We start from the raw sequence: 22,352 nt of genomic DNA, 5'->3' as shown, positions 1-22,352 counted from the left end.
CCCTTATGGCAATTTCAACTGAATCGCGCTTTTTCGGGCTGGATCTGAACCAGCTCAAGGCCGATATCCTCAAAACCTGGCGCAGGGCGCCGCAGTGGCCGCCGCTGTCCTGGCTGCGGCCCGAGCAGACGCTGCGCCTGGTGCCCGCCGAAGGCGTGCCGACGGTGGTGTGGGAGAGCGGCGAGGCGGTGGCCAAGCCCGGCAAGGAGCCTGCCTTTTGGGCGGTGGAATTGCCCGAGCACATGGTCTTGCGCAAGACCGTGGCGCTACCTCCGCTGGATCCGCAGGACTGCGCCAGCGCTGCCGAGCTGGAAGTGCAGGCGATCAGCCCTTTTGCAGCGGATGACCTGCTCTGGGGCTACACCGAACTGAGTCGCAGTAGCAAGGCGGTCAAGTTGTTGGTCGTGCTTGCCTCCAAGGCGCAGACCGAGCCATTCCTGCAGGCCCGGGTGGCTGAGCAGCTGCAGACAGCGACACGCCAGGGCAATGGCAAGGCCGATGTGCTGGCCCAGCCCGAAGTCTGGGTTTTTGCACCTGAGCGCAGGCCGGTGGTGTTCCAAGGGTTTGGTGAGCAAGCACGCTATGCCTGGGGCCGCAAACGTCTGTGGTGGAACATGGGCGGCGTGGTGCTGGCCGTGCTGCTGGCGGGTGCCATTGCGGCCACCCCCACGGCGCAGCTGCGCCTGCGCGCCATTGAGGCGGTGCATGCCTATGAGGGCATGGCTGCCAAGACCAAGGATGTGGTGGCCAAGCGCGAGACCTTGATGCAGAGCGCCGACAAGGTCAGCGGCCTGGCGGAACTGCTGGCCGAGCGCATTGATGGAGTCCAGGTGCTCAGCATGCTCACCAGCGTGCTGCCCGATGACTCGGCCTTGCAATTGGCCCGTATACAGGGCAGCAAGGTAACGATTTCCGGTTTGACCGAGAACGCCTCGGCCTTGATGCAGAAGCTGAGCAACCAGGATGGCGTCAAGGACGTGCGTGCGCCCAGCGCCGCCACCCGTATGGGCGGCAGCAGCAAAGAGAATTTCACCATCGAGTTGGGGTTGGATGCCAAGGTATTTGGCCCCAAGACGCTGGCGGAGGCGGAAGCTGCAGCCAAGCCACAGCTTGCAGAGCCAACCGCCGCTGCACCCGCTGGTGCGGAGGCAGCACCGGCCTCGGCAGGTGCTGCGCCCTCCGCGCCAACTGCTGCTGTAGCCGCGGGCGCCGCTGCTGACGCAGCCCCACGCCCTGCCTCCAGAGCCACATTGGGTGGCGGTGCCCAGCCCAGAGCCAGCCTGGGTGGCTCAGTAACCTCTCCCTCTGACGCTGGAGGGAAAAAACCATGATAGTGACCCGTCCCAACCGCAAGGAATTGCTGATCCTGGTTGCCACCGCTTTGCTGGTGCTGCTCCCATTGATCGGTCTTGGCAGTTATGTCGCCAGCAAGCACATGTGGGCGCAGGCGCGTCTGTCGGAGTTGGAGCCCCGTTTTGCGCGACTGCGCGGCCTTGATCTGCAGCGCGAGGAGATCGACGAGTCGCTGGAACGTGCCTTGCAGATCCGCGCTGAGTATGTTTACCCCGCCAGCCAGGATGTGGCGCAGACGGGCAACGCGGTGCAGCAAAAAGTGCGCAGCCTGCTGACCACCGCAGGTTTGACGGTGGTCAGCAGCCAGGTGCTGCCAGCCAAAGAGGAAAAAGGTTTTGACCGCATTCCGCTGTCGGTGCGCGCAGAAGGTGATTTGCTGGCTGTGGACAGCGCACTGGCCGTGCTGAACGAGCAACTGCCGGTGATGCTGCTGACCGATGTCGAAGTCAGAAACCAGGGAAGCTTGCAGGTAATGAATGAGAAGGTGGCGCCGCGCTTGAGCCTCCAGATGACCTTGAGCGTGTTGAGGGAGCGTCCATGAAGCGCTATACAAGTGTCATTTTGATAGCTGCCAATGTCGCGTTGGCCCTGTTGTTGGTCTGGATGTGGTTCAGCCCCAGTGGCGGGCTGAGGAATACCCAGTGGGCAATGCCCCGAGGCCAGAAGGCCAATCTGGATGGGATCGTGCCCCGCCTGGGCAAGGCGCAGGCGATGGACCAAAGACAGTTCCTGGCGATGCTCGACCGTCCGCTTTTCTCGCCCACCCGGCGCCCACCACCTCCGCCGCCTGTCGCTGCGGCAGCAGCGCCGCCTCCACCGCCCGATTACCTGGCCGATGCCGTGCTCAGCGGCGTCTATGTCAGCGCAGATGGCAAAACTGGCGGCGTCATCATCAAGTTCCAGGGCAAGGACAAGTCTCTGCCTCTGCAGGGTTTGCTCGATGGCTGGACCTTGAGTTCGATCGCAGATAACCGGGTGTATTTCACCCGTGCCGGCGTGACCAAGGAAATTGCCTTGCAAAAGGGCAAGCTGCAGCAAGGCAATGGTCCCGCCCTGGAGAGAAATGTGCCGCAAAGAGCCATGCCTGTTCAGACCGGGCAGCCCCCTGCCAATGCCAATGCCGATGCCCCACCACGCCGTCGTGGCGCAAGCCTCGGTGGCTCAAACGCTGGCCTGCGCCCTTGAGCGCGGCAATCTTTATAAATAGATGGATCCTAGGGTTAGAACCATGAAGTCTCCCGTATTTTTCAAGACAGCGCTGGTAGTTGCATTGGGCCAGATGGGCATGTTGCTGCCGCTGCATGCGCAGACAGCGGCAACCCAACCGCCTGTCCTGCCTGCAGCGCAGTCCAATGACTCGCTGCCCGTCATTCAAGCGCCCAGCATCTTGATCGGCCCCAAGTCAGGCGTTGAAGAAGAAGGCACATCGACCGAGCCTCGCGTGCTGCGCGGCACCGACAAGCTGCTCAACATCGACAAGTCGACCCCCATTGCTGGTGGTGCGCCGGTCAGCTTCCGCTTTGAAGAAGCCCCGGTGGCCGAGGTGGTGCGCACGGTGCTGGGTGATATCCTCAAGATCGACTATGTGATGCACCCGCCGCTGCAAGGCACGGTGACCTTGACGACGCCCAAGCCGATTGACCCGGACAAGGCGGTGTTCTTGCTGGAAGCCGCGCTGCAGGCCAACGGCCTGGCAATGGTGCGCGATGCGCGCGGCACCTACCAGGTCGGCAAGCCCGAGGTGCTGCGCAGCCTCGTCGGCAATGTGCGCATGGCCGGTGCCCCCGGCAGCATGGCACCCGGTTATGGCGTGATCGTGGTGCCGCTGCAATACATCGGCGCCTCCGAGATGGCCAACATCCTCAAGCCCATCATTCCGGGAGAGGCCTTGATCAAGGTGGACACGGTGCGCAATGTGCTGATCATGCAGGGCACGCGTACCCAGTCCGAGGGCTGGATGGAGATGGTCAAGACTTTTGACGTGGACCTGCTCAAGGGCATGTCCGTGGGCATCTACCCGCTCAAGCACGCATCCATCGAAGAGGTCAGTGCTGCGCTGCAGATGGTCAATGGTGGTGGTGGTCAGGCGGCCCAGGGCGGCGCTGGCTCTGCAGGTATCGCGGGCGGCACTGCCAGCGCTGCAGCACGCCGTCCCGGCCAGCCTGCCAGCGTTACCGCCGGCGGTAATGCCAACAACCAGCTCAGCGGCAATGCAGCCGCAGCGGCTGCGCTGCTGACATCGCTGGGCGACTCGAACCCACTGTTTGGCGCGCTGCGGGTGCTGCCCATCCCACGCCTCAATGCACTGATGGTGATCACGCCGCGTGCCTCCTATCTGGACGAGGCCGAGCGCTGGATTCGCCGCCTCGATGTGCCGGGCTATGGTGGCAGCGAGCCCGAACTCTATGTGTACCGCGTGCAAAACGGCAATGCCAAGTATTTGGCCCAGGTGCTCAACGGCATCTTTGGTGGCCAGCAGGGCGCCGGTGGCAATATGACCTCGGGCGTGGCACCGGGTCTGAATGGTGTCAACAACAATAACAACAACCGTTTTGGCGGTGGTTTCAACAGCTTCGGCAGTACCTCCGGCTTCTCCTCGGGCTTCGGCAACAACAACAGCAACCGCTTTGGCAACAGCGGAAATTCCCAGCAGCAGGGCGGTAGCCCCAGCATCATTGCCACCGCCATTGGCGATATCCGCGTGGTGGCCGATGAGTTCAACAACACCATCCTGGTCTGGTCCACCGGCTCGCAGTTCCGCAAGATCGAGGCATCGCTCAAGCGCCTGGATGTGGCGCCTATCCAGGTGCTGATCGAGGCCAGCATCATTGAGGTGACACTCAATGACAATCTGGCATATGGCGTGGAATGGTTGTTCCGCAACAGTGGTATCGGGGGACGCGATTACTCGGGCACGGGTAGCCTTGGACGTTTGGGTGCCACGGGGACTGGCACCGGTGCCACGGCAGGCAGCTTTACCTATTCGCTATTCAACAACGGTGGCGATATCGCCGCACGTTTGAGTGCCGTGGCGGGTAAGACCCAAGTGAAGATGCTGTCCAGCCCTTCGGTGATGGTGATGGACAACCACCCAGCGTCCATTTCGGTGGGCGAGCAGATTCCAGTGAAGGTCAGCAGCACCGTCACCTCGACCAGCTTCTTGTCAGACAATTACCAGCTCAAGGACACGGGTGTGATTCTGAATGTCACACCTTCCGTGAACTCCGGGAATATGGTCAGTCTGCAGATCGACCAATCGGTGATCGATAGCGCCGGCCTCGACACCGCGTCGCAACAGACCAAGTTCTCCAACCGCCAACTGACCAGCAAGCTGGCGGTGCGCTCGGGTGAATCGATTGTCATGGGCGGTTTGATCAGAGACCGCAATGAAGACACCAACTCAGGCATTCCCTTGCTGAAAGACATTCCGATCATCGGAAAGGCCTTTAGCACTACCAGCCGAGATACCACCCGTACGGAACTTCTGCTGGTCATGACGCCTCGTGTCATACGTACCGATGTGGATGTGCGCGAAGTCAGCGAAGAACTGCGTGACCGTTTGCGCGGCCTCAATGACGACCTCTTTGTAAAAGATGCCAACAGCGCATCCGCAGAACGCAAGCCCATCAGCACCGTGCAGCCCCTGCAGGCCCAATAAAAAGTGAGCTACTGACGCGCGTTGCGCCTAAGTTTTATATGTAAAGCATGCTAAAAACAAGCGTCATAAAGCGCCATTAGCTCCTATTTTTAATCAAACCCTGCCTTCCATTCTCTCCCCGTAGAGGCCCAAACCATCACCAGGAGCACCCATGCCCACCCGCAGCACCTTCCCCTTCGGCATCCAAGCCGCCATCGCCATCATCGCTGCCGCCACCTTGAGTGCCTGCGCTACGCAGGCCCCGCAGACGCCCGAGCAAACCGTGGCCCAGCGCGCCCAAAATTACTGGGACGCCCGCATCGCCGGCGACAAGGCCAAGGCCTACGGCTACACCCATCCGTCGTACAAGCAGGTTTACACTGAAAAAGACTTTGGCCAGCAATACCCCGGCACCTTTGCCAAATCTGTCACCGTGAAAAAAGTGGAGTGCGACGCAGAAAAATGCGATGTGGGCATTAACATGCGCGTGGTGCCGCCCATCATTGGCAACAAGATGGCGGAAGTGGACATGTACGCCACCGAAACCTGGCTGCTGGCCGATGGCCAGTGGTGGATTTATATCAAGCCCTAATAAAAACCAAGCCAAGGCCGCCAAAATTGGTTAACATCGCAGACCGGTGGTCAGCGTACCACTCGCTGAGCTAGGCGGCCTTTGGGCCGTGGGAGCGCGGGTAGGCCCGCAGTAGCCGCACGGCATAAGAGGGGGATGTTGTAAATTCTCAACAGCCCCGCAAAAAAAACACCGTCTTGCCAGCCTTGCCCGAGTGGCCTTATGCTACTATTTCTTAGCGTAAACAATCGTGGTAGTTGCGCTGACTAACTTTTTTTAACTGGAGTGTGTTTATGAAGAAAAATGTTCTGGCTCTGAGCATTGCTGCCATGATTGGCGGCTTTGCTGGTGCTGCATCTGCTCAAAACGTAGAGCCTGGCACCGGCCCCCTGGCCATCACCAACGACGCAAACTCGACGATGGATGCATCTACTGCAACCAAGTTTGCAGTGTCTGAAGGCGGTTCGGGTCACATTCTGCTGGTGCCTTACTTCACCTCGCAAGAAAAGAACATGTCGGTGATCCACGTGGTCAACACCGACCTGAACAACGGCAAGGCTGTCAAGGTGCGCTTCCGCGGCGCCGCCAACTCTGACGACCTGCTGGACTTCACCGTGTTCCTGTCGCCTGGTGACGTGTGGACTGGTGCCGTGCAAGCCAACGAAAATGGTTCGTACTTCCGTACCAACGATGGTTCCTGCACCATCCCTGACATCCGCAAGCAAGACGTGCAGTTCGGCAAGAGCCGTCTGAACAAGAGCTGGGATGCCGCCAAGCTGACCAACAACACCAAGGAAGGCTACGTTGAAATCCTCAACGCTGCTGACATCCCTGGCGACAAGATCTATGGCGCGAATGGTGACGCACAGTCCCAGCTGTACACTGCTATCAAGCACGTGAATGGCGTGGCACCTTGCACCACCACCGTTCTGGAAAAGACCCTGAACTACGAAGGTGAACTGAATACCGAAGCCCAAAAGGCCAACTACGGTTTCAACACGCCTACGGGCCAGCTGACCGGCGACTGGTACATCCTGAACGTGGACCAAACCACCACGTTCTCCGGTGCTGCTACCGCTCTGAAGGCTACTACCGCTGATAATGCTGCTGCCCGTGGTAACTACGTGCTGTTCCCACAGCAAGGTGAAACAGTTGCAGCTGCCGACAGCTTCACCGCTGACCCACTGCTGATCACCAAGCCTGCCGACAAGACCGGCAAGATCGTCAAGGGTCCTCTGGTTACGCCTAACAACGCTGACTTCCCAGACCTGTCTACGCCTTACTTCGTAGGCGGTGCTGACACTGCCGGTGTGAATGCTGCTAAGCAAGCATTTGACCTGACTGCTTCGCTGGCCAAGGGCGCTGTGAGCAACCAGTACGCTACCGACGCTAGCCTGCAAGCCAAGACTGACTGGGTGTTCTCCATGCCTACCCGTCGTTACAGCGTTGCCGCTAACTACGCTGCTACCACCGTGAACGCCGACAACTACGCAGTGTTCAACCTGGGTGTGAACGCCGCTGGTCAACTGGCAGGTGCCGCACAATCCGCAGCTACCGTGGGTGCAAATCCTACGCAAGCAGCTACCGAACTGAACTACTTCAATGGTTCTACCATCACGGTGGACGCTGCTACGGGTAACCTGTGCGTGGGCTCGACCGCTACCAAGTACTTCGACCGTGAAGAATCGTCGAAGACCGGTGGCGCTTTCACCTCGCCAGTGGACAGCAAGGTGCTGCGCTTCTGCGGTGAAACCAGCGTTCTGTCGTTCACCAACGACAAGTCGGTTCTGGGTGCAACCGTGGCTCACACTGTGACTGCTGAAGCTTATGTGAACGGCTGGGCCAATGTGAGCCTGGGCAAGCCAGCTTCGGCTGTCAACGTGGTGGGCGGTCTGCCAGTGGTGGGCTCCTCGTTCATCAAGCTGACCAACGCTGGTGGCCTGGCCAACGGCTTCAGCGGTACCTACGGTATCACCTGGCCTCACCGCTACGGCAACTAATTTGCGCAAGCAAAAAAGTTGACTTAGCCTAGGCTAAACAAAAAGGCAGGGAACTTTCCCTGCCTTTTTTCTTTCTGACAGATTTTTGATCTCTGATTCTCTGGATATGGAAAAAAGCATGAACAAGCAAATGCTGTGGAGCGCAGCCCGCCCTGTGGTGCTGGCCTTGGGTCTGGCATCGCTGTCCACCTGGGCTCTGGCGCAGGCGCCCCAGGCATTTATCACCGGCAATGGCAAAACCGTGACCTCGGCCGATGTGCAGGCCGATTCCCAGCGCATGCCCGACGATGCGCGTGCCGGCTACATGGCCAACACCAAGATCGTGCAAGAGCTGTCCACCAATCTGTACGTGCGCCGTGTGATGGCCGAGCGCGGCCGCCAGGCCGGCGTGGACAAATCCGACGAAATGCAGGCCGCCATCCAGATTGCCGTGGACAAGATCGTGTCCGACGCCTTTCTGAAGAAGTTCGATGCCGAGCACAAGCCATCGGACAAGGCCATCACTGATTTGGCCAAGGCCCAGTACCAGGCTGAAAAGGCAAAATTTGCTGAGCCCGAGCGCGTGCGCGCCGCGCATATCCTGATCTCGGGCGACAGTGCTGAATCCAAGGCCAAGGCCGAAAAGCTGCTCAAGGAGCTGAAGGGCGGTGCCAACTTTGCCACTGTCGCCAAGGCCAATTCCGAAGACCCGGGCAGCGCCGTCAAGGGCGGTGATCTGGGTACGTTCAGCCGGGGCCGCATGGTGCCGGAATTTGAAGCCGCAGTGTTCGGCCTGGCCAAGCCGGGCGATCTGAGTGGCTTGGTCAAGTCGCAGTTTGGCTACCACATCATCAAGCTGGAAGAGAAGCTTCCTGCCAAGCAACTGAGCTATGCCGAGGTGGAGTCCAAGCTCAAGGAGCAGGCAACGAATGAGCTGGTGCAAAAGGCGCGCACCGAAGCGGTCAAGGAGCTCACCGAAAAAATGACGGTGAACAAGGATGCGATCGAGGCTTTCAGCAAGCAATACGAAGCGCAAGCCAAAACGCAGGCCAAGTAATGCCTGCCTAGCGTGGGGCGCTTGCCCTGCGCCTGCAGGTATCTGCCAGGCCTAGCTGGGCTAAAATTCTACCTATTGCGACCAAGGCTGGCGCTGCGAAAGCAGTGCTGGCTTTTTTGAATTCAAGGCGGTGCCATTGACAAGCATTGGTAATGATGTTCGCGCGGTATGGAATGCGCGCTCTCTGGTGATGGTGATGGTGCGGCGTGAGGTCGCTGCCCGCCATGCGGGCACAGCGGTTGGCATTTTGTGGCCTTATCTGCAACCGCTGCTGACGGTCGCGGCTTATTACCTGGTGTTTGATATCGTGTTTTCCATGCGCCTAGGAGAGGGTGCATCCACGCATGCGGTGGGCACTTTCCTGGTGGTGGGGGCCTTGCCATGGATGGCTTTTTGCGATGCCATCGGGCGCGGCATGGGTAGTCTGCTGGAGGCGGGCGCCATGCTGCAGAAGAACCCTTTGCCGCCGGTGCTGTTCCCCGTGCGTGCCGTGCTGGCCAGCACGGCCATTTTTGGCCCACTGATGTTGCTGGTGGCGTTGTGCTACGCGCCACTGCACCATTTTCAATCGGGGCTGTTGGCATTGTTGCCGCTCATGCTGTTGCAACTGCTCATGAGCTTGCTGCTGGCCTATGCTTTGGCCATTTTTGCAGCCGCCCTGCGTGACACGGTGCAGTTGGTGGGTTTTGCGTTGTCGGTCGGTATTTACCTGACGCCGATTCTGTTTCCTATCACCATGTTTCCCGAGAACTGGCGTTGGGTTCTGTGGTTAAACCCAATGGCGTCGTATGTGCTGGGTTACCAGTCGGTGCTGCTGCAAGGGCAGTGGCCGACCATGGCCGTGTGGGCGGTAGGCCTGGTGTGGATTGGCTTGCTGGCCGGAGTGCTCAACATCCTCATTCGTCGTAGCCGTGACCAGTTGGTGGACTGGCTGTAGCCGCTCCCCACCTTCGCGCTGGCGTTGCCGCAAGCGGATGCGTGCCGGGTTTGCCCCTATTCTTGCCTAGATTTTGATGACCATGTCTTCTCAACGCTCCGGTGCCAGGCGTAAAGGCCTGCTGGGTGCTGCCCTGCTGATTGTTCTCCTGCTGTTGCTGTTGGGCTTGCGTGCCTATGTGCTGGCGGGCATAACCACAGGCTTGACCGATTGCCCTTGGTGCATGGGCGCGACGGCCGTGCAGCAGGACAGCAGCATCTTGGCGCTGTTGCTGGCCCTGACCGGGCTGTCATTGCTGACAGCGCGCTATTGGCTGCAATTGCCGTGGATGCTGATTAGCGCATTGCTCCTGCTGGCCTATGGTGTTGATGCCGTGCTGCTGAAGACCTTGGCGCAGCACCTGTACTTGAACGATATTGCCAAGTTTGGTAAGGAGATCAGTGCGATTGGCCGCTTCAGCGATGTGCTGCTGGCCTCGGCCTTGGGCAAGCTGATGCTGGTAGGTGTGGCGGTGGCTCTTGCCGTTCTTGTGCTGGCGCTTTTGCCTCGGCCACGCCGGCCCAGGGCGGCGATGGTTTGTTTTGCGGCAGCGGGACTGTGTTTTCTCATTGGGCTGTGGTCGCCGATGACGATGAAGTACATCAACTACCCTCTGTTGCAAAACTTCATTGCGGCTAACTTAGGCGACAGTGTGGACCGCAGGTATTCGCCTTCCTATGCGCAAGCATTGCGCCAAGCCTATGTGCCACCAGCACCCAGCTGCGGGCCTGGGCGCAATGTGCAGCCCAATTTGATTGTGTTGACGGTGGAATCCTTGTCGATGTACCACAGCAAGTTGTTTGGCGGCACCAATAACTACACGCCGAATCTAGATGCCATTGCCCTCAGCAATACCTATTTCCCTGATTTCATCGCCAATGGCTTTACCACCGATGGTGGCCTGATTTCTCTCATCACCGGTAAGGCGCCGGTGCCGTCGTTGGGGCGTTACCAGAGCTTTGAGGCATTTGCCGGGTTTGAGAGTCCGCAGGCTGCGTTGCCTGAGATTGTTCACGCTCACGGTTATACGGCCAACTTCTTCACCACGGGCGATCTGGGCTTTCTGGATAAACCGAAATGGCTCAAGGGGGTGGGTTTTGATGCTTGGGAGGGCGCAGAGCACCCGTTCTACGACGGTTGGAAGCGCCGCCACTTCAATGCGGCGGAGGACAAGGCGCTGTATCAGCGGTTTTTACAGTGGCTGGATGCGCGGCAAGGCAATGCCCAGCCCTGGTTATCGGTGCTCCTGACAGTATCCACCCATCCGCCCTTCATCAACCCTGAAAACGAAAGCCAGGATGAGGCTGGTGTTTTTGCTTACGCAGACAAGCAAATTGGCATGCTGTATGCGGAGTTGGAAAGGCGTGATTTTTTTCGCAATGGTGTGCTAATGATAGTCGGGGACCATCGCAGCATGACGCCACTGACGCCACATGAGTTTGCGCGATTTGGCGATAGCGCCTTGGCGCGGGTGCCGTTCGTGGTGGCAACGCAATTGCCCATTGCCAAGGGAGCTGTTGCGGGGAAGTTTCAGCAAGCGGATACACCGTCTTCCATTGCTGCATTGCTAGGTACGCAAGCGTGCCGCACAGATCGGCAAGGTGACCTTCTGAGCATGCCGCCGCAGCCCGCAAAATACGTTGTGCATGTGCGGGGAGACAGGCGCAAGCAGCTGGATATCTATTTTGACGGCCAGCAAGCCGGCGTGGAGTTGGCCGGCGACGATTCGAAATGGCTGGGAGCAAAACCGGAGAACTGGAAACAGATCATGGATGGTATTTCGCTGGACCGTATTGGACGAGGTGGCGTGGAAGAAAATGCGCTGGACTTCATGATCGATATCTTGGCTCCGAAGGCTTCCCCATCCCCCAAGGATTGAGGGAGAGTATCAATGGCTGTGGATTTTCGCTGGTTGGCGAGTGAGGGGCAGACGTAGATGAATGCAAGCAATGTGGTTCTTCAGAAGCCGGTTTTGCAGGTGCAAGGCCTGGGCAAGGAGTACAAGCTCTACGACTCGCCACGCCTGCGCGCGCGCGCCTTGTTGACGGGCCGCGCAACGCACCGCAGCCACTGGGCGCTGCGCGATGTCAGCTTCAGCCTGGAGCGCGGCCAGTGCATCGGGGTGATTGGTGACAATGGTGCGGGCAAAAGCTCGCTGCTCAAGCTGTTGGCTGGCACCATGCAGCCGTCTGCTGGGACGATCGAGCGCTCGGGGCGCATCACTGCCATTCTGGAGCTCGGCGCTGGTTTTCACCCTGACTTCAGCGGCCGCGACAACCTGTATTTTGCCGGCAGCCTGATCGGCATCAGCCATGAGGAAATGCGCAAGCTGGAGCCGGAGATCATTGCCTTCTCCGAGTTGCAGGACGCGATCGACCGGCCGGTCAAAACCTATTCCTCGGGCATGAATGTGCGCCTGGCCTTTGCGCTGGTCACCGCCGTGCAGCCCGATGTGCTGATTGTCGACGAGGCGCTGGCCGTGGGCGACCAGAGTTTCCAGAAAAAGTGCATAGCGCGCATTCTGGACTTTCGCCAAAAGGGCTGCACCATCCTTTTTTGCTCGCACAGCCCCTACCATATCCGCCATCTTTGCGATGCCGCACTGTGGCTGGAAAAGGGCCAGGTGCAGATGTTCGGTGAAACCGAGGCGGTGCTGGTGGCCTACGATGCACGCACCCGCAATTTGCAAAAGGAAAAAGACCGCCTGCAGTGGGGCGAAGATGCGCCGACGAACGCTCTGGCTATGGCGGACCATGCGGATTCTGCAGATCTGCCCGATGCCCCGGATGCACCTTTCGTCGTCAAGCCGCCCGATACCAGCCGGGTCGTTCCGCACGAAGGCGCCTGCATCCTGTCCGCCGATATCGAGAATCTGGATGGCGGTGATCCCCCGGTGCTGCGCGGTGATGACCTGGTGGTGACGATCAAGGTGCGCGGCAATGGTGATGAGGTGCCCAATGTGGGCTTCATGCTGGAGCAAAAGGATGGCGTGGGCATCACCTGCATTGCCACCCACGAAGAGGGGGCGGAGCCGCTGCGTCAGCCCGATGGGAGCTGGCAATCGGTTCTGCGTTTTACCGATTTGCCACTGCACAGCGGGGACTACACGGTGAGCGCCTATCTGTTCGATCGCTCCGGCCTCGCAGTGTATGATCATTGGTTTCAGTACCAGACCTTCCGGTTTGTGTACCCCAAGCCCTTGCCAGGCCTCGTTCGCCTCCCCCATACCTGGAGCTGAGCGCTGCGCACTGGCCGGCGAGCGCATTCCAATCTAATCTTTATGACCACGAGCTCCGAACATCCGCTCATTGATGAGGCCATGCAACTGCTGGCCGATGGCAATCGTGCCGGGGCCTCTGAGCTGCTCCTGCGTGCCCGCGCCGACAAGGCGACCTTGCTGCAGGCGCATGCCTTGATCGAACAGTACGGGCTGGACGGCTGCTTCAGCAATATCTTTGGCCTTGACTGCAGCATCTCCGACAAGGACGATATCTTTGGTTTCTTCTGCGGCCACCCATCGAGCAACAACCCCTTGCGGGACTACCTGGCCGACGGCTGGCGCACGCTGGCCGAGCTGATGACCTTGCTGGAGAGTGTGGGCAAGCCTCTGATGGGCACCCGGAACTTTCTTGAATTTGCCAGCGGGCATGGCCGTTTTACGCGGCATCTGGCCAAGGCTTTGGGCCCTGAGCGTGTGACGGTATCGGATGTGGTGGCCGATGGTGTGGCCTTTGCGAAGGCGACTTTTGGTGTGCAGGGCTTTGCCTCGGTTTCCAAGCCTGAGGACCTGCAGGCGCCGCGCCAATACGATGTGGTGTTCGTGCTGTCGCTCTTCACCCATTTGCCGCGTGCCACCTGGAACACCTGGCTCAAGGCCTTGTACGACCTGGTCGAGCCTGGCGGTGTGCTGGTCTTCACCACCCACGGCGCCAAGGCGACGGCCTATGACCGGGTCGTGCTGGATGACGAGGGCTTTTTCTTCACCCCGTTCAGCGAGTCGAACGCGATCGATTTTCAGGAGTATGGGCTGACCTTTACCTCCGAGCAGTTCGTGCGCGAACAGATCGATGCGGTCATGGGACTGGACAAGCTGCTGCGCTTCTCGCCCGTGCATTTCTGGAACCACCAGGACGCCTTTGTCCTGCAGCGTCCACTTTAAAAAAGGCGTCTGATGGCTTGGATGGATCGACTGCGCGAACGCATCTGGGGCATGGCCCCTTGGGATGCTGGCAAGATTTCCGACGAATGGTTTCGCATCCATTTTGAGTACGCCGCCGATGTAACCCACCAGTGGATTGGCAGTGTGCTGGATGTCAAACAGTCCCGGCTGCTGCAGTTTGGCTGCGGTGACAGCGTGACCGATCTGGGCATTGTGCTGCGCCATGGTGCACGGTCCATCCACTGTGTGGATGTCATGCAGGGCTACCGCAAGCTTCCCGAAGTCGCGCTGGCGCAGTTGGGCATGGCCCGCCTGCCCGCAGCGCTGAGTTACCAAACCATCCAGCCCGGTGAGGTGCTGGCTGGTCAGAAGCCCTTGTACGACGGCATCATGAGCTGGTCGGTGTTTGAGCACGTGAATCGGGAGCAGGTGCTGCCGATCCTGCGCGACCTCTACCAATGCCTCAAGCCAGGCGGCCACTTTTTCCTGCAGATCGAGCCGCTGTATTACTCGGCCTACGGCTCGCACCTGCGTCGCTTCAGCGAGGTGCCCTGGCACCATCTGCTGGCCTCCGAAGACGAACTGTGGGCAGCCGTACAGGCGCACCGCGATGCGATCAAGGCGGACGAGGCGGATCTGGCGCTGGAAGACCTAGGAATGGAGAAGTACAAGCGCTACATCTTCGATGAGTACCTGGCGCTCAACAAGTTGACGGCGGATGAGTTGGTCGCACTTGTCAAGCAGGCCGGTTTTGCCATCCTGCGCGAGAAGCGTGGCGACACCGAGCCCACTGCGCCGATCCCGGAAGCACTGCTGCAGCGTTACCCGCGCGAGGTGCTGGTCAACAACGAGATATTTTTACTGATGCAGCGTCCAGCCTGAGCTGCACGCCGGGCAGGAACGACACAAGGACGATGCCATGCAACTGCTGCGCCGACTGCAGGACAGATTTTTAGGCTTCTCCCCCTGGGACGACAGCCGGATCACCGACGAGTGGTTCCGCTCCCACTTCCACTACGCATCCGATGTGGTGGCGCAGTGGCTCAGCCCGGTGATGGATCTGAAATCCGCCCGCCTGCTGCAGTTTGGCTGCGGCGATGGGATCACCGATCTGGCCCTGGTGCTGCGCCATGGCGCAGCTGCCATCCATGGCATCGATGTGCGCCAGGAATACGCCAAGCTGCCCCGCATTGCGCAGGAGCAGCTGGGCATGCAGCGCATTCCGGCTGCGCTGAGTTTTCAGACGATCACGCCCAGCGCACCGTTGGCGGGCCAGGCGCCGCTCTATGACGGCATCATGAGCTGGTCGACCTTTGAGCATGTGCAGCGCGACCAGTTGCTGCCCATCCTGAAAGACCTGCTGGCCTGCCTGAAGCCGGGTGGGCATTTCTTCTTGCAGATCGAGCCGCTGTTCTACTCGGCCTTTGGCTCGCATCTGCGCCGCTATGACGATGTCGCCTGGCACCATCTGCTGGTGGATGAGGATGCGCTCTGGAAGGTGATTGAAGCCTATGACGGCGAACTCAGCCCCGATGAGGTGGACTTTGGCTTTGCCGATTTTGGGCCGGAGGGATACAAGCGCTTTGTGTTCAAGGAATACCAGGAACTCAACCGCCTGACCGCCGATGAGCTGGTGGCGCTGGCCAAGGAAGCGGGCTTTACGGTGGCACGTGAGGAGCGCCGCCACTATGAGCCGGCGCCCGTGCCGGAAGCCTTGTTGGCGCAGTACCCGCGCGAGGTGCTGACCAACAACGAGATCTTTTTGCTGCTGCAACGCCCCGTTTGATCGCTGGCCGGCAGCCCGCTCAGGGCCCCGGCCAGTGTGCCATCAGGCGGCGGGTTGGGTGCCTGCCGCAGACGCTGCCTGCTGCAGCGGTTCAGAAACACTGGCGCTGTAGCTCAGGCGTTGCATGCGCTGGCCCAGGCCGCTGCGGCTGAAGAGGCGGCGGTTGATCGAGGGCTGGCAGTGCAAGGGCGTGCGTACCAGCCAGCAGGTGTGGCGCACTTCAAAAGCAGGGTGGAAGTAGGGGTCGCCCTGGTCCAGGAAATCGCGCCAGCGGCTGGCGAACAGGGCCGAATCCTCGGGGTGCGGGTCATAGCCTTCGGCCTTGCCGCGGGTGATGGATTCGTGGTGGATCAAGGTGGCTTGCGGGCAGTACAGCACCCGCCAGCCCAGCTGCAAGGTGCGCAGGCACAGGTCCACATCGCCAAAGCCCACGGCCAGCTTCTCGTCATAGCCGTCGATGGCGTCAAAGGTTTCCTTTCGCATCAGCAGGCAGGCAGCGGTCACGGCAGATACCTCATGCGTGCTCACCAGGCGGCCCATGAAGGCGATGTCAACGCGGTCGGGTGGCAGCTTCAGGAACTTGCCATAGTGCTCGGCAATGCCAAAGGCGCCCACGCAGACACCGGCGTGCTGGATCGAGGTGCGATCAGGGTAGAGCAGCTGCGCGCCCACCATGCCAACACTCGGGTCCTGGCACTGCGACAGCATGTGCTCCAGCCAGCCGCTCTCCAGCGCCTCGATGTCGTTGTTGCAGAACAGGTAGTGGCTGTAGGGGCGGGTCAGCTGGCGCACGGCCCAGTTGTTGATGGCCGAGAAATTGAAGGGCCCCTGGTAGCGCAGCACGGTGGCGGTGCCTTCTTGCTGCAACTGGGCAAAGTAGTCCAGGCTGGCCTGCTCGGTTGAGTCATGGTCGATCACGATCAGGTCATAGGCGGCATGCTGCACGGTGGCGCGGATGCTGTCCACGCACTGGCGCACGAGGCTGCCGTAGTTCTTGGTCGGGATGATGATGGCCACGCGCTGGCCATCGGCGATCTGGTGCTGCGTCTCAAAGAAATTGAAGGACACGCCGGCGGCCGAGCGTGCCGCAACGCCGCTACGGTCCAGATGGCGTTGCAGCACGGCGGTCGAGGTGGCCATCACCTGGGCCATCTTGTCGTGGCCGGCCGAGCCGGTGTGGGTGCGCCATTGGTAGAGCAGCTCGGGCAGGTGCACGATGCGGCTGGCCGCTTCGCTGACCCGCAGGATCAGGTCGTAATCCTGCGAAATGCCCAGGGCCTCGTCAAAGCCGCCCAGGCTGCGCAGCAGCGCCGTGCGAAAGCCGACCATGTGCACGATATAGGGGTGGCTGCGCAGGTATTCGGGTGAGAAGGCCGGGCGGTGGAAGTACTGCAGCACCTGCTTGCCATCGGGGTTGACCAGCACTTCGTCCGAATACAGCATGTCTGGGTCATCGGCCATCACGCTTTGGGCGACGCGGTAGATGGCCTGGGGCTGGAGCAGGTCGTCGTGGTCCAGCAGCACCACAAACGGGGAGGTGGCCAGCGCCAGCGCCCGGTTGCTGGCATGCGATACGCCATGGTTGCTCTCGCCCAGGTGCAGCTTGATGCGCGGCTCCTGCGCGGCCAGTGCTTGCAGCATGCTGCGCACATGGGGCTGGGTGGAGGCATCGTCGGCGATGCACAGCTCCCAGTGCGGGTAGATCTGGGCGCGCACCGAGTCAACCATGGCGGTGAGCATGGCCGGGTCGGTGTTGTAGGTGGGAACCAGAATGGAGATGCTGACCGGCTGCGTCAATGCTGCAATCTCGGCGCGCAGCACCGGCAGCACCTCGCTGGCCAAGCGCTGCTGGTAGTCCTGCCAGGCATCGGTGGGGGCAACGGGCACGGTGGGGGCATCGGGGTGGCCCAAGGACAGCAGCTGGTGCTTGAGCATCTGGGTGCCGCCCGTGCGCCAGGCGCGCCAGAGCCGGCGGCTGTTGCTGCCCAACTGGCGTGGATCGGCGGCCAGCAGGTACATGCTGCGGCCCAGCTGGCGCAGCTTATGAGGCAGCTTGCGCAAGGTAGAGAGAGTGGATGACAAGGAGTGGCTCTTTGTTTTTGTAGCGGTGGGTGCTTGATTTGCAAGCACTATTGGCCTATTTTATTTAATTGGCCAATGGGCGCAGGCCCGTCAGGTAATCGTGTCCGTAGCTCCAGGGCTGCAGGTACTGGGCTTTCAGATCGACCGCAGCCGCCGGCGCCGGCAGCGGTGGCTGACCTTCAACGTACTGGCGCTGGCGGATGTCCTGCATCAGCGCCAGCCATTCATCGGCCGAGGTGCTCCAGGGGCGCAGCCAGGTCCAGGGGCGGCCTGCCAGGCGCTCGGGGAAGGCGCCGATATCGGGCGCGATCACCGGCACGCCGGCCTGCAGGCAGGCGCTCAAGGTGTAGCTATAGGTCTCGGGCCACAGCGCCGGGAACCAGACCACATCGGGCTGCAGGCGCGCTATCAGCGCGGGCAGGTCAGCATCGTCGTAGGGGCCATGGATGGTCAGGCTGGCATGGGGCTGGGTGCGCATGCGGCGGTGCGGGTAGCCCAGCAGGTGCAGCTCGACCGGCGCTTCGCTCTGGGCGGCGGCCAGTGCCACCGCTTCCATCACATCACCCCCCTTGGCCAGGCTGACGCCGCCGAGGATGAAGACGCGCAAGTGGGCATGGGGCGCCAGCGGCTGGCCCTTGGGCACAGGCAGCGCGGCGGCATCGGGGATGTCGTGGTGGGTGACATAGCGCACCGCTGCCTCGGGGAAGTACTGGTGCATGCGCAGCGCGGCATCCTTGCTCGGGGCCAGCACATAGCGCGCCTGGTTCAGGAACAGGCGGTGGCGCATGCGCCAGGCATCGATGTACTCGCCGGTGGGCGCCGGCTCGGCCCCCGAGCACTGCGGGCACTGCGGCACACCCAAGGCCGCATAGCGCGGGTTGTGGGTGGGTTCCATCAGGTTGATCTGCGGGCAGATGGCGTAGTAGTCGTGCGCGGTGAAGTCATAGCGCACGCCCAGCAGCTCGGGCAGGCGCATCACTTCCAGGTTCAGGCCCATCAGGTGGTGGAAGTGGATATGGCTCACGCCCAGCTCGCGCAGCAGCGCCACCAGCGCTTCCGATTGCGTGGGCCAGTGGAACTCCTCGTCATAGCCCTCGGCTGCATCCAGCCACTGCAGGCGGATGTAGTTGTCTTCCAGCGGGGTCAGGGCGAGCGATACCGCGCGGTCGCGCAGGCTGTGGGCCAGCTCCTTGACATGGCGCAGGGTGCCGCCGCCGGCGTTGTGCAACACCATCAGGATGCGCGGCAGCGGGTGCTGGCGCAGGCGCGCCTTGTCGATGGCATTGCGTGCGGCCTGGGCCGGGTTGGCTTTCAGGTGGGCTTGCACCAGGCTGTCGTAGCTGGGGTGCAGCTGCAGCAGGGTCTGGTAGGCGGCCTGCTCGCGCGGCGTCTTGCTGTCGCCAAAGCTGACGCCGCCGGTGTGCAGCACTACCGTGTCCAAGGCCAGCAGGTGGTGCCAGCCTAGGTCATGGGCGCGCATGCAGAAGTCGTTCTCTTCGCCGTAGCCCTTGCCGAACTGCGCCACATCGAACAGGCCGGTCTGCGCCAGGCAGTCGCGGCGGATGTACATGCAAAAGCCCACGCCGGTGGGCACTTCGACCGTCTGCCCGGCATTGGCGCTGGCGGCCAGGTGGTTCAGGCGCAGCAGATCGGCATCGGCCGGCAGCGCATTCTTTTCGCAAAAGCGTGGGTAGCTGCAGATCGTCGCGTTGTTGGACAGCGGCGTGACGCTGCCCACATCCGTCGCGCTGTAGGCCGCCCGGTGCAGGCGGTCCAGCCATTCGTGGGACACCTCCGTGTCGCTGTTGAGCAGCAGCACATCATGGCTGGGGTTCAGCGCCATGCCGCGGTTGACGGTTGCCACAAAGCCCAGGTTGCTGTCGTTCTCCAGCAGGTGCACGCGGCTGTCCTGCTGGGCCAGCTCGCGCAGCCAAGCGCTCAGCTCGGGCTCAGGACTGGCGTCATTGATCACCACCAGCTGGCTGTTGGTTTGCGTGGCTGCCTGCAGCACCGACTGCAGGCAACGCTGCGTATCGCCCAGGCCCCGGTAGACCGGAACGATGATGTCGACCATGGTCGCGGGCTGGGCGGCTGCCAGCGGGCGCAGCGGCTCGGCCAGGGTGTCAGCGGGCGCTGCTTCCTCGACCACGACGGCGAGCAGGGCTTCATCCTGCACCTCAGCAATCACCTCCGCTGCATCGATGGCCTCCGACACCGCTTGCACCGGCTCTGGCTCGGGCACATGCACAACGGCCGGGGCGGGAGCAGGCCGCCCGCGCAGCCGGGCCTTGGCGCTGGCCAGCTTCTGGCCGACGCGGTAGGCCTCCGAGGCCTCGATATTGCTCAAATGGGTTTGCAGGTTGCCGATATGGGTCTGCTGGCCCTGGATATGTTCTTGCTGCTGGGCGATTGCGGCTTCCAGGTTGTCCTTCTGGTCCTGCATATGGGCCTGCAGCAGGCGCAGCTGGGTGTGGGCATCGGCCTGTGCCTGCTGGGCGCGCAGCACCTCGGTATCGGCATGGCGGATGCGGGCCTGCAGCTCCTGGGCGCTATCGGCCAGCGCGGCGTAGTCGGCCGACATGGGCCAGCCCAGGCTCACTTCCAGCACAGCGCCTTCGGTATGCAGGCATTCCTGCAGCAGCGCTGGCGCAATCGGCAGGTGCAGGTGCGGGTCATCGCCGGTCAGCAACAGCAGGGTGCTGCCTGGCGCGGTGGCGGGGGCCGGCTGCCAACTGATCTGGCTGTGCGGCACCTGGGCCAGGGCTTCGGGCTGGTCTGCCTCCCAGCGCCAGCGCAGGGCGCCGCTGGCGTCATACAGGCGCATCGCATGCAGGTGCAAAAAGCCAGGGCGGTCGGCCGGGTCCCAGCGCAGGCTGGGCTGGGCGCCGTCAAAGCGGGGCAGGGCAAAACGAATGCTCTGCTGCAGCGCGCCAATCTGGCCCTTGGCAATCAGTTTGTGCGATTCGCTGAACTGGCCCGCATCGGCCCAGTACAGGTTGGTGGTGAAGCTGGCATGCGCCGTGTTGGCCTCGCTCTCGATCGCCAGCAGCGCATGGGCCTGGGCGGCAGCGGCATCGCTGCTGGGGCGGATGCTGCAGATGAACTGGTAGGCCAGCGCATCGGGCTGGGCCAGCAGGTAGCGCATCACGGCGGGCGGCAGGCTGTCGGCGGTGGTGCGGGCAAACTCGGATTCGTCGAGCGGGCGGTCAATGGTCTCCAGCGACTGCACGCTCCACTGGCCCGCCTGCATCAGCCGCAGCAGCGACTGGCGTGTGAAAAAGCGCAGGTGGGTGCTGTCGAGCAGGCCTTCTTCGCGGTAGCGCAGCTCACCCTGCATCAGCTCTATCACCAGGCCGCAGTAGCCGGCGTTGGGGATGGAGACCAGGATTTCCCCGTTCTCGGCCAGCAGATCGCGGCAGTCGGCCAGCAATTGCTCGGGCTGGCGCAGGTGCTCCAGGACATCGGCACAAACGATATAGTCATACTGACGCCGCGTAAAAGCCTCAGCCAGGTTGATCTGTTCCAGATCCGCCACAGCGAGATCGCGATAATACGGCCTGGCGAGCGCGGCCTCCTCGGCACTGAACGTCACACCATCCAGGATGCAGGCCTTGTGTTGTTGCAGGTACTGGCCCAGTACGCCTGGGCCGCAGCCCAGATCGAGCACACGGGCGCCCGGCTGTATCTTGTTCGCCAGCACGGACAGCGAGCTGCGCTGCTGGAGATCAATGTGGCGGGTGTAGACGTGGTGTTCGCGGGTCATGGATATGGGAATGGGTAGGAATTCTGCCGAGATAGGCCTGCACAGGCAGGTGAACAATGAATGACTGACAAGCAAAATCGTGTGGCAATTCTATTGTCTACATTCAATGGCGAGCGGTTTCTGCCTGCGCAGCTCGATTCCCTGTTGGCGCAAAGCCATGCGGGTTGCGATATCTGGGTGCGCGATGACGGCTCCAGCGACCAGAGCCTGGCCATTGTCCGGCGCTATGCCTGCATCCATCCGAACATCCACGTCCAGGCCGGCGAGAACCTTGGTTTTGTAGCTAGTTTTTACGAATTATTGCAAAACGTGGGCGCTGGCTATGACTTCTATTTCTTCTGCGACCAGGACGATGTCTGGCTGCCCAGCAAGGTAAGCCGCGCGCTGGCGCTGCTGGTGGCAGCGCAGGGCGCGGCGCTGTACTGCTCGCGCACCCAGTATGTGGACCGAGATCTGCAGCCCATCGGCCCCTCACCCGATTACGACCACAGCTATATAGGTTGGGGCAATGCGCTGGTACAGAACATTGCGACTGGTTGCACGATTGCGCTCAACAGTGCGGCGCGCGAGCGCCTGCTGTCCCAGCGCCCCGGCTTTTGCCTGGCGCATGACTGGTGGGCCTACCTGGTGGTGTCGGCCTTTGGCCAGGTGGTGTTTGACAGCGAGAGCCACATCCTCTACCGCCAGCATGGCAGCAACACCATCGGCATGCAAAAGCAGGGCCTGGCCGGCCAGTGGGCGCGCGTGCAGCGCTTTTGGCGCAGGCTGCGCCAGGCGGGCCCGGGCTGGATCGACCAGCTGAGCGAGTTTGACCGGCTGCATGGCCCCAGCCTGCCCGATGCCCAGCGCCGCCAGCTGCGCATGCTGATCCGCTCGCGCAGCAGCTGGATCACGGCGCTGCGCGCCTCGGCCCAGCACTATTACTGGCGCATGAGCCAGGTCGATACCGTGATCCTGCGCGTGCTGCTGGCGCTGCGCCTGTACTGAGG

The 22,352-nt window shown here is 61.5% G+C and carries 16 protein-coding genes; 14 read left to right on the top strand and 2 right to left on the bottom strand.

Features of this window, described 5'->3' with window-relative positions:
* Positions 1-5: 5 nt before the first annotated feature.
* The 13 genes from EDF71_RS06460 (at position 6) to EDF71_RS06400 (ending at position 15,518) form a co-directional block, all read left to right on the top strand.
* Positions 6-1,331 (top strand): PilN domain-containing protein, encoded by a 1,326-nt coding sequence (locus EDF71_RS06460; RefSeq protein ID WP_133855781.1) that lies wholly within the window; start codon positions 6-8, stop codon positions 1,329-1,331.
* Positions 1,328-1,894 (top strand): type II secretion system protein GspM, encoded by a 567-nt coding sequence (gspM, locus tag EDF71_RS06455; protein WP_133855780.1) that lies wholly within the window; start codon positions 1,328-1,330, stop codon positions 1,892-1,894. The genes EDF71_RS06460 and gspM overlap by 4 nt, the downstream gene beginning before the upstream one ends.
* Positions 1,891-2,538, top strand: a complete 648-nt coding sequence (locus tag EDF71_RS06450) for a hypothetical protein (RefSeq protein ID WP_133855779.1) — start codon at positions 1,891-1,893, stop codon at positions 2,536-2,538. Before gspM ends, EDF71_RS06450 begins: the two co-directional genes overlap by 4 nt.
* A 43-nt stretch (positions 2,539-2,581) precedes the next feature.
* Complete coding sequence (gene gspD / locus EDF71_RS06445; RefSeq protein WP_166656472.1) at positions 2,582-5,011, top strand: type II secretion system secretin GspD; 2,430 nt, start codon at positions 2,582-2,584, stop codon at positions 5,009-5,011.
* 151 nt (positions 5,012-5,162) lie between these two features.
* Positions 5,163-5,582 carry a hypothetical protein gene (locus EDF71_RS06440; RefSeq protein ID WP_133855778.1) on the top strand — a complete coding sequence of 140 codons (420 nt, stop codon included), beginning with the start codon at positions 5,163-5,165 and terminating at the stop codon, positions 5,580-5,582.
* A 272-nt stretch (positions 5,583-5,854) separates the two neighbouring features.
* Positions 5,855-7,561, top strand: a complete 1,707-nt coding sequence (locus tag EDF71_RS06435; protein ID WP_133855777.1) for a cell surface protein — start codon at positions 5,855-5,857, stop codon at positions 7,559-7,561.
* Positions 7,562-7,679: 118 nt separating this feature from the next.
* Positions 7,680-8,597, top strand: coding sequence for a peptidylprolyl isomerase (locus EDF71_RS06430; protein WP_208301003.1), 918 nt, complete (start codon positions 7,680-7,682; stop codon positions 8,595-8,597).
* A gap of 136 nt (positions 8,598-8,733) precedes the next feature.
* The gene (locus EDF71_RS06425) at positions 8,734-9,534 is read left to right on the top strand and encodes an ABC transporter permease (protein WP_133855776.1); all 801 of its coding nucleotides are present in this window, start codon (positions 8,734-8,736) and stop codon (positions 9,532-9,534) included.
* 82 nt (positions 9,535-9,616) lie between these two features.
* Entirely contained in the window at positions 9,617-11,452 is a 1,836-nt protein-coding gene (locus EDF71_RS06420) for an LTA synthase family protein (RefSeq protein ID WP_166656471.1), read from the top strand.
* Positions 11,453-11,509: 57 nt separating this feature from the next.
* Positions 11,510-12,811, top strand: coding sequence for an ABC transporter ATP-binding protein (locus EDF71_RS06415; RefSeq protein ID WP_133855774.1), 1,302 nt, complete (start codon positions 11,510-11,512; stop codon positions 12,809-12,811).
* Positions 12,812-12,853: 42 nt separating this feature from the next.
* Positions 12,854-13,732, top strand: a complete 879-nt coding sequence (locus tag EDF71_RS06410; RefSeq protein ID WP_133855773.1) for a class I SAM-dependent methyltransferase — start codon at positions 12,854-12,856, stop codon at positions 13,730-13,732.
* Between the two features lie 12 nt (positions 13,733-13,744).
* The gene (locus EDF71_RS06405; protein WP_133855772.1) at positions 13,745-14,614 is read left to right on the top strand and encodes a class I SAM-dependent methyltransferase; all 870 of its coding nucleotides are present in this window, start codon (positions 13,745-13,747) and stop codon (positions 14,612-14,614) included.
* Positions 14,615-14,651: 37 nt separating this feature from the next.
* Complete coding sequence (locus tag EDF71_RS06400) at positions 14,652-15,518, top strand: class I SAM-dependent methyltransferase (RefSeq protein ID WP_133855771.1); 867 nt, start codon at positions 14,652-14,654, stop codon at positions 15,516-15,518.
* A 42-nt stretch (positions 15,519-15,560) separates the two neighbouring features.
* Here the strand turns inward: EDF71_RS06400 and EDF71_RS06395 are convergent, their stop codons facing one another.
* The gene (locus EDF71_RS06395) at positions 15,561-17,600 is read right to left on the bottom strand and encodes a glycosyltransferase family 2 protein (RefSeq protein ID WP_133855770.1); all 2,040 of its coding nucleotides are present in this window, start codon (positions 17,598-17,600) and stop codon (positions 15,561-15,563) included.
* Positions 17,601-17,664: 64 nt separating this feature from the next.
* Positions 17,665-21,363: a methyltransferase domain-containing protein gene (locus EDF71_RS06390; RefSeq protein WP_133855769.1), complete on the bottom strand. Its 3,699-nt coding sequence runs from the start codon at positions 21,361-21,363 to the stop codon at positions 17,665-17,667.
* A 60-nt stretch (positions 21,364-21,423) separates the two neighbouring features.
* Here EDF71_RS06390 and EDF71_RS06385 point away from each other — a divergent pair, with 60 nt between their 5' ends.
* Positions 21,424-22,350: a glycosyltransferase family 2 protein gene (locus EDF71_RS06385; protein WP_133855768.1), complete on the top strand. Its 927-nt coding sequence runs from the start codon at positions 21,424-21,426 to the stop codon at positions 22,348-22,350.
* Positions 22,351-22,352 lie beyond the last annotated feature (2 nt).

The organism is Comamonas sp. JUb58, from assembly GCF_004364775.1.
GTDB lineage: Bacteria > Pseudomonadota > Gammaproteobacteria > Burkholderiales > Burkholderiaceae_C > Comamonas.
Note: the sequence above shows the minus strand (reverse complement) of the source record. Positions and strands in the feature narration are given on the sequence as shown.

Excerpts from the sequence above, each read along its gene's own strand:
- EDF71_RS06435 (WP_133855777.1), top strand. The coding sequence starts at position 5,855 with ATGAAGAAAAATGTTCTGGCTCTGAGCATTGCTGCCATGATTGGCGGC.
- EDF71_RS06400 (WP_133855771.1), top strand. The coding sequence starts at position 14,652 with ATGCAACTGCTGCGCCGACTGCAGGACAGATTTTTAGGCTTCTCCCCC.
- EDF71_RS06385 (WP_133855768.1), top strand. The coding sequence starts at position 21,424 with ATGACTGACAAGCAAAATCGTGTGGCAATTCTATTGTCTACATTCAAT.
- gspM (WP_133855780.1), top strand. The coding sequence starts at position 1,328 with ATGATAGTGACCCGTCCCAACCGCAAGGAATTGCTGATCCTGGTTGCC.
- EDF71_RS06420 (WP_166656471.1), top strand. The coding sequence starts at position 9,617 with ATGTCTTCTCAACGCTCCGGTGCCAGGCGTAAAGGCCTGCTGGGTGCT.
- EDF71_RS06410 (WP_133855773.1), top strand. The coding sequence starts at position 12,854 with ATGACCACGAGCTCCGAACATCCGCTCATTGATGAGGCCATGCAACTG.
- EDF71_RS06450 (WP_133855779.1), top strand. The coding sequence starts at position 1,891 with ATGAAGCGCTATACAAGTGTCATTTTGATAGCTGCCAATGTCGCGTTG.
- EDF71_RS06440 (WP_133855778.1), top strand. The coding sequence starts at position 5,163 with ATGCCCACCCGCAGCACCTTCCCCTTCGGCATCCAAGCCGCCATCGCC.
- EDF71_RS06405 (WP_133855772.1), top strand. The coding sequence starts at position 13,745 with ATGGCTTGGATGGATCGACTGCGCGAACGCATCTGGGGCATGGCCCCT.
- EDF71_RS06390 (WP_133855769.1), bottom strand. The coding sequence starts at position 21,363 with ATGACCCGCGAACACCACGTCTACACCCGCCACATTGATCTCCAGCAG.
- gspD (WP_166656472.1), top strand. The coding sequence starts at position 2,582 with ATGAAGTCTCCCGTATTTTTCAAGACAGCGCTGGTAGTTGCATTGGGC.
- EDF71_RS06415 (WP_133855774.1), top strand. The coding sequence starts at position 11,510 with ATGAATGCAAGCAATGTGGTTCTTCAGAAGCCGGTTTTGCAGGTGCAA.
- EDF71_RS06430 (WP_208301003.1), top strand. The coding sequence starts at position 7,680 with ATGAACAAGCAAATGCTGTGGAGCGCAGCCCGCCCTGTGGTGCTGGCC.
- EDF71_RS06460 (WP_133855781.1), top strand. The coding sequence starts at position 6 with ATGGCAATTTCAACTGAATCGCGCTTTTTCGGGCTGGATCTGAACCAG.